Origin of the sequence: Acinetobacter sp. UBA2063 (assembly GCF_002333245.1) — a bacterium.
In the GTDB taxonomy this organism is placed as follows: Bacteria; Pseudomonadota; Gammaproteobacteria; order Pseudomonadales; family Moraxellaceae; genus Acinetobacter; species Acinetobacter parvus.
Genome location: NZ_DDAH01000227.1, coordinates 1 through 7328 on the forward strand (window position 1 = coordinate 1; position 7328 = coordinate 7328).

General features: G+C 41.0%; 7 protein-coding genes. 4 read left to right on the top strand and 3 right to left on the bottom strand.

What is annotated here, in order from left to right:
- Positions 1 to 7: 7 nt before the first annotated feature.
- Positions 8 to 133 carry a type B 50S ribosomal protein L36 gene (gene ykgO, locus B4H32_RS10670; protein ID WP_010589329.1) on the top strand — a complete coding sequence of 42 codons (126 nt, stop codon included), beginning with the start codon at positions 8 to 10 and terminating at the stop codon, positions 131 to 133.
- 109 nt (positions 134 to 242) lie between these two features.
- Complete coding sequence (locus B4H32_RS10675) at positions 243 to 716, top strand: copper resistance protein NlpE (RefSeq protein ID WP_004681135.1); 474 nt, start codon at positions 243 to 245, stop codon at positions 714 to 716.
- 81 nt (positions 717 to 797) lie between these two features.
- On the opposite strand, the gene B4H32_RS10680 is transcribed toward B4H32_RS10675, so the two are convergent.
- Complete coding sequence (locus tag B4H32_RS10680; protein ID WP_286803012.1) at positions 798 to 2402, bottom strand: isocitrate lyase; 1605 nt, start codon at positions 2400 to 2402, stop codon at positions 798 to 800.
- Between the two features lie 504 nt (positions 2403 to 2906).
- On the opposite strand from B4H32_RS10680, the gene B4H32_RS10685 reads away from it, so the two are divergent.
- On the top strand, positions 2907 to 3896 hold the full coding sequence (locus B4H32_RS10685) for a LysR family transcriptional regulator (protein WP_286803014.1): 990 nt from the start codon (positions 2907 to 2909) through the stop codon (positions 3894 to 3896).
- Positions 3897 to 4036: 140 nt separating this feature from the next.
- Positions 4037 to 5362 carry a hemolysin family protein gene (locus B4H32_RS10690; protein ID WP_004681137.1) on the top strand — a complete coding sequence of 442 codons (1326 nt, stop codon included), beginning with the start codon at positions 4037 to 4039 and terminating at the stop codon, positions 5360 to 5362.
- 114 nt (positions 5363 to 5476) lie between these two features.
- Here B4H32_RS10690 and B4H32_RS10695 read toward each other — a convergent pair whose 3' ends face one another.
- The gene (locus tag B4H32_RS10695) at positions 5477 to 5992 is read right to left on the bottom strand and encodes a hypothetical protein (RefSeq protein ID WP_004681139.1); all 516 of its coding nucleotides are present in this window, start codon (positions 5990 to 5992) and stop codon (positions 5477 to 5479) included.
- Positions 5993 to 6191: 199 nt separating this feature from the next.
- Positions 6192 to 7328, bottom strand: a 1137-nt coding sequence (locus B4H32_RS10700; protein ID WP_286803020.1) for a sulfate adenylyltransferase subunit 1, incomplete at its 5' end; no start/stop codon positions are given.

The following is a 7328-nucleotide window of genomic DNA, read 5'->3' on the forward strand; positions in this document are numbered from 1 at the left end:
CTTTAAAATGAAAGTTTGTTCATCCCTCAAAAGTGCGAAACAACGTTGTAGCGACTGCCAAATTGTTAAACGTCATGGCAAGCTGTACGTGATCTGCAAATCAAATCCTCGCTTTAAGGCAAGACAAGGTTAATCCTTGCTTGCTTTACCAAAGGTTAAATAACACTTACATTCCCCTACTACACTTTCTTTATAAAATTTCATAACTTGGATAACAACATTTTAATAAGGTTGTATCAGGTATGCAGAAGTCAATTATTGCCATTTCTCTTACATCTATTTTTCTAGTGGCATGTAACAAAGCAGAAAAACCAAAAACTGAAGAACATACCCCTCCTGCAACAACAGAAGCTACTTCTGAAACTGTAATAGATAGTGAACATACAGCAGAAAACTCACAGGACTGGCATGGCACATATAAAGGTGTGCTCCCTTGTGCTGACTGTGAGGGTATTGAAACCAAGCTTGAGCTAAATCAGGATAAAACTTACGAGCTTAAAGAAACCTACCTTGGCAAAGGTGATGGCAAGGCATTTGAAACGAAAGGTAGCTTCCAGTTTGACAGTAACAATCGCTCTGTTATTGAGTTAGACAAGGCGGGTGATAGCCGTAAATATTTTGTTGCTGAGGGTTATCTTAAAGCCCTAGACCTTGAGGGCAATGAAATTACAGGTACCTTGGCAGACAGATATCAACTAAAAAAAGAGGCTGAATAATATCAAGTAGACTTCTAAAAACAATTATCTCACCAATAAAAAACCCTGCTTACGCAGGGTTTTTTTAAATCAATTCAAAGCTTAGTGAGCAGCGAACTGGTTCATTGTGTTTTTAGCATCATCGTGCGCTTTAAGAGCGTTGTCACCAGAGAAAATTTCTTTGTGATCATCACCGATGTCAGAACCCGCCATTGCTTGGTGTTTAACACAAGCGATACCACCACGGATTTCTTTACGTTGTACGCCAGCAACATAAGCCAACATACCTTCAGTACCGAAGTAACCTTGTGCAAGCTCATGTGTAGAAAGAGCAGCAGTGTGGTAAGTCGGAAGTGTGATCAAGTGATGGAACACACCAGCTTCACGAGAAGCATCTGCTTGGAATGTACGAATCTTAGCATCAGCATCAGCAGCTAATTCAGTCGCATCGTACTCAGCGCTCATTAATTTAGCACGGTCGTAAGCAGAAACGTCTTTACCTTCAGCAACCCAACGGTCGTAAGCTTGTTGACGGAAGTTTAACGTCCAGTTGAAAGATGGAGAGTTGTTATAAACAAGCTTAGCATTTGGAATCGTTTCTTTAACACGGTTAACCATGTGTGCGATTTCTTCTACGTTTGGAGTCGCAGTTTCGATCCAAAGAAGGTCAGCACCGTTCTGTAAGCTAGTTACACAGTCAAGTACAACGCGGTCAATTTGAGTGCCTTCACGGAACTGGTATAGACCAGAAGCAAGACGTTTAGGACGGTGAAGTTTACCATCACGCTTGATCAGGATTTCGTCTTCTTTCGCTTCAGAGATGTCAATTTCTTGAGTGTCTAAGTAGCTGATGTATTGAGAAGCGATATCGCCTGGCTCTTTAACCACTGGGATTTTTTGAGTCAAGTCAGCGCCTTCAGAGTCAGTACGTGCAACGATGATACCATCGTCAAGACCCATTTCCAGGAATGCATAACGTAATGCATGGATTTTAGCAATGAAGTCTTCGTGCGGAACAGTTACTTTACCAGCTTGGTGACCACATTGTTTCGCATCAGAAACCTGGTTTTCGATTTGAAGCGCACAAGCACCAGCTTCGATCATTTTCTTAGCAAGTAAGTAAGTCGCTTCTTCGTTACCGAAACCAGCATCGATGTCAGCAATAATTGGCACAACGTGAGTTTGGAAACCATCGATTTGAGCAGTGATTTCAGCAGCTTTAGCAGTGTCACCAGCTTCTTGCGCTTTTTTCAATGCACGGAACAAATCGTTTAATTCTTTCGCATCAGCTTGACGTAAGAAAGTGTAGATTTCTTCGATCAAAGCAGGTACTGAAGTTTTTTCGTGCATAGATTGGTCAGGAAGTGGACCAAATTCTGAACGAAGCGCAGCAACCATCCAACCAGAAAGGTAGATGTAACGCTTAGAAGTTGTACCGAAGTATTTTTTGTTCGCAATCATTTTTTGTTGCGCGATAAAACCGTGCCAGCAACCTAATGATTGAGTGTATTTGCTAGAGTCAGCGTCGTATTCAGCCATATCTTTACGCATGATAGCAGCTGTGTATTTAGCGATATCTAAACCAGTTTTGAATTGGTTTTGCATTTGCATACGTGCAGCATCTTCTGGGCTAATATCGCGCCAAGTGTCGCCGAATTTTGCTTTTAATTCGCGGATTGCATCAATCGCTGTTAAATATGTAGACATGATATATTCCTTTAGAGGGATTGGCATCGAATGGACGCTGAAAATCATGCTTTTTTATAGCCGAGATTTCAAGCACTTCTTCAATATTTTGCACAGCTTAGTCTGTGGCAATCAATTTATCCAATATTATTGGGTAATTTTCGGTATTTTCTTATGAAATATAGGAATAAAGGTTATTTTATTTAGTTTAAAAAACCAATTTAAGCCATTGTTATTCATAATTTTTTAATGATTAAATTTTTTATAAAATTCTCTTTTTTCTTATATTTGACTTATTTAAATACAATTTTAGGACTTGCCATACTCTCCAAAACTGACATTTTTTGCCATTTGTAGCACAGTCAGATAAATTTCCCCCCTTATGAAAGTGAAATTTTCTCATGGGAAAGTGACTTCCTGATTGGACTGATAGCCAAGGCTTTTTGTAGGATTAAGTTACACAAACAGCTTTAAATATGGCATAATTCAACATAATTTAACGATTTTATTTTCGGTATTTTTTTTATGAATCTGGAGCGGGTTGATCTCAATTTATTAATTTATCTTGATGTACTTCTTCGTGAAAAAAATGTCACACGCGCAGCGGAACAATTAGGTGTTACCCAACCTGCAATGAGTAATATTTTACGCCGTTTGCGTAACTTATTTAATGACCCTCTCCTGATCCGATCTTCCGAAGGGATGACACCGACTGAACGGGCACTGGAACTGCAACCCCGTATTCGTGACGCACTATCAGACCTGTCCATGATTCTGGAACCTCGTACCGAGTTCAGACCCTATACCAGCAATCGCGTGTTCCGCATCATGACCTCCGATTATGCTGAAGCCACTTTGGTTCCCCGCCTTGTAAAAGCCTTGCGTTCTGAAGCGCCAAATGTTGTTTTGGACTTCCTAACTCCAAGTGACGTGTCCTACCGCGATATGGAACAAGGTAAGGTTGATCTGGCAATTAACCGTTTTAATGAAATTCCACAAAGCTTTCATCAGGTATTGGTTTGGCGTGACAGCTTTAGCTGTATTTTAAATGACAAGCACCCTGCTGTAACCCATCTTAATTTAAAAAGTTATTTAGACGCCCAGCATATCTGGGTATCCAAGACAGGTATGGGTGTTGGCTTTGGTGTCAACCCAGACAAACAGGCTGGTTTAGGCTGGATTGATCAGGCTTTGGAACGGATTGGTCAACGCCGTAAAATTTCGGTATTTACCCGTCATTATCAAATGCGTGCTCTTCTGGCACAGAATGTTGATTTAATTGCCACACTTCCAACACGTATGGCACGTCTACAGGCACAGAATCCAAAACTGATTATAAAGGATCCTCCATTTTATATTCCTGAATTTGAATTAAAGATGGCCTGGTGTCCTTTATTGCATCATCATCCAGCGCATCGCTGGTTAAGACAGTTAATCCTGTTTGTAGCACGGCAAATGATTGAAGAAGAAAATCGTGAATTTCTTTTAAATAATACGCAGTTTTCACAATATTAACATCTTGTTTTATTATAATGGTTAGCTTTCTACGAGTATGCTTGTTGAACGCTATTGTTACACTGAGGTAATGTTCTAATTACCTCACAACTTTTTTGTGTTAAAACATATTCACAATAATGATAAACCACAGGTGATGTGTGAGTCTCTTCCAAAATATTATTGTCATTATTCTGCTTATTTTTGCGGCGGGTTTTCTATCACTTACTGAAATTGCGCTTGCAGGTGCGCGAAAGGTTAAACTAAAGATTTTAGCGGAATCAGGTGAAATCCGTGCACAGAAAGTTCTGGACTTGCAGGAACAGTCTGCCGACTTCTTTGCCGCCTCTCAAATTGGTTTAAATGCGATTGCCATTTTAGGTGGTATTTTAGGTGAAGGGGCGTTTCGCCCCTATTTTGTGGAGTTTGTTGCACGGTTCTATACAGGACCCTGGCTGGAAACGATTGGTTTCGCCCTCTCCTTTACCTTGGTCACTTCGCTGTTTATCCTGTTTGCCGACCTCATGCCAAAACGTCTGGCGATGAATGCACCCGAAAAGATTTCGATTAGGGTGATTGAGCCAATTCAGATTTTCATCAAAATCTGTAAACCTCTGGCTTGGGGAATCAATGCGATTGCCAACCTGTTGTTCCGCCTATTTAAGGTAAATACCATACGTGATGACAATATCACCTTTGATGATATTTCAGCAGTTATGGATGCAGGTGCGCAGGCAGGCGTTCTACAAAAACAGGAACACCATTTTATTGAGAATGTGTTTGAGCTTGAGGAACGCACAGTTCCATCCAGTATGACCACACGTGAAAATGTGGTGTATTTTACCCTGAAAGAAAATGAAAACAGTATTCGGCAAAAACTGGCGGAATATCCTTATTCAAAATTCCTTGTCTGTAATGAACACATTGATCAGGTGATTGGCTATGTGGATGCCAAAGATATTCTGGTTCGGATTCTAAACAACCAGTCATTGCTTCAACTGAATGAATCAACCATCCGTACCGTCCTGATTATTCCTGACACCCTCACCCTGTCTGAACTGCTGGACCGTTTTCGTTCAACCAAAGAAAAATTTGCAGTCGTCATCAATGAATATGCGTTGGTGGTGGGTGTAATTACCCTCAGTGACATCATGATTACTGTGATGGGTGACTGGGTGACACCAATGGAAGAGGAACAGCAGATCATCAAACGGGACAACCATTCATGGTTTATTGATGGCAGCACGCCAATAGAAGATGTGAAACATGCGCTGGCGATTGAAGAGTTTCCAGAAAATGAAAACTACGAAACCATTGCGGGTTTTATCATGTATCGCTTGCGGAAGATTCCGCGTCCAGCCGATGCTGTAGAATATGCGGGTTTTAAGTTTGAAGTAGTAGATATTGATCATTATAAAATTGACCAACTGCTTGTGACTCAAATCATGCCGAATTTAGAAACAGAGTCACCCACACAGGAAAATTAATCCTAATAAACAGAAAGCCCATTTAGATGGGCTTTTTTCACTTTGCAATAAATCCAAATAACAAAGCGATAATGGTAAAGAGCAATACAAAGAATGTGATTCCACCACTATATTTTAATTTGCACCATACAATGAAATTAATTCATCGAGCATTGCCTGATAATGAATGGAAATATCTTCCGCCAGAACTTTGTAGGCATTGTCAAACTGAACCATCGGCCAGCCCTCTTTCCAGAATGGAAAAATATTGTGCAAATCATGCGTGACCATCGCGTCTTCACGGGCAATTGCCTGTGCGACCTGAGCCAAAACCTGGGCTGTTTCTGCGCCATCAATCGCCAGATAATCAATCCCACGCGCCTTTAAAATACGGATACGGTCTTTTTTATAACGGATTTTTTTGGCCTGACCTGAATTCAAACCCAACGCCAATGTCACCGCTTCCACAAACTTTTCTTCAAAACTGGTGTTTAGTGCCACCAACGCCTGTTTGTGCGCTTCCTGACGTCCAGCTTTTCCCCCATTACGGATCATCTCTTTGGCTTCTACATCAAGCTCATCTTTTTTCATCGACTGTAAAATGTCTAAAATTTCGATATCGCTTAAAGATTCAGCAGATTGCTCAATCATGGGAGTCCTTATATACAAACTTAAAGAAGTATTGTCTCATAAAAGCCATAGCAAAACAGAATAAAAAAAATATCAGCCCGATATATTTATCGCTATTTTAAATTAAATTGAAGAATCAAGAACCTTCAAAGATATAAATCTCGAATTTATAAAATAAAAAAGCCTGCATAAGCAGACTTTTACAAGTCAGTCCAAGCTATTAAAGACGAACCAATTCCACTACTTTTCCAGCAGCCTCTTCAACACTATCCGCTGTCACATCAGTATCTGTACCCTCTACAGTTGTCGTGATCACCACCACACCTGTTTCACGTAACAAATTGATTTGCTCAGCAGTCAAATTTGCTTTGGCAATTGCCACCACACCCTGTTGAATCAATAAACTTTCCAAAGTCTGAGCCTGTTCAATCAATTGCGCTGAAACACCAATCACCGCAGATTTTTGACCCAAACGTGCCGCACGATCCTCCGCAGTGACGGGATTGCTATGCGCCGTCCATTCAACTGCCGCTTCAACCATTCCTGCACCAACAGTAACGTTGCTTAAACGGTCAATAAAGATAAATGAACCTGTATAACGGCTGTCCTGATATTGATCAAACACCACTGGCGCATCAAATTCAATCACTACATCTGCAATCGCGTTCAGTTCAAGCTCTTCAACCTGAGTATGTTCAAGTGTATTGACATTCACACGGAAGTTAATTTCAGTCACTTTGGCAGGAACAGTCTGTGTACCAATCTTCACATTGTACAGTTTGCCTTTGACCAAAGGATGCTCAGTCATCCACACCACTGATGCGCGTACAGAACGTGAAATCAAGGGTTGTTCGCCAGCACGGACTAAAACGTTACCACGGGAAATATCAATTTCATCATTCAGCGTTAAGGTCACCGCCTGACCTGCGATGGCTTGCTCAATGTTGCCATCAAAGGTCACAATCTCTTTGACCGTTGATTTTTTACCTGATGGCAATGCAACAATCTCATCACCCACATTGATTTCGCCCAGCGCAATCGTTCCTGCAAAGCCACGGAAATCAAGGTTTGGACGGTTTACATACTGAACAGGGAAACGGAATTCTTTTTTATTTGAATCACGTTTAATTTCCACTGACTCAAGGATGTTCATCAAGGTTTGACCCTTGTACCACGGCGTGCTTGCTGATGGATTCACCACATTATCACCATTCAATGCCGAGATTGGCACGAATACAATATTTTCAGGGCGGCGATTACCTAACTGGCTGACAAAGGCATCATATTCAACCTGAATTTCGTTGAAACGTGCTTCAGAGAACTCAACCAAGTCCATTTTGTTGATCGCGACCACGAT

Coding starts and splice junctions, on each gene's coding strand:
- B4H32_RS10685 (WP_286803014.1), top strand. CDS start 2,907: ATGAATCTGGAGCGGGTTGATCTCAATTTATTAATTTATCTTGATGTA.
- ykgO (WP_010589329.1), top strand. CDS start 8: ATGAAAGTTTGTTCATCCCTCAAAAGTGCGAAACAACGTTGTAGCGAC.
- B4H32_RS10680 (WP_286803012.1), bottom strand. CDS start 2,402: ATGTCTACATATTTAACAGCGATTGATGCAATCCGCGAATTAAAAGCA.
- B4H32_RS10695 (WP_004681139.1), bottom strand. CDS start 5,992: ATGATTGAGCAATCTGCTGAATCTTTAAGCGATATCGAAATTTTAGAC.
- B4H32_RS10675 (WP_004681135.1), top strand. CDS start 243: ATGCAGAAGTCAATTATTGCCATTTCTCTTACATCTATTTTTCTAGTG.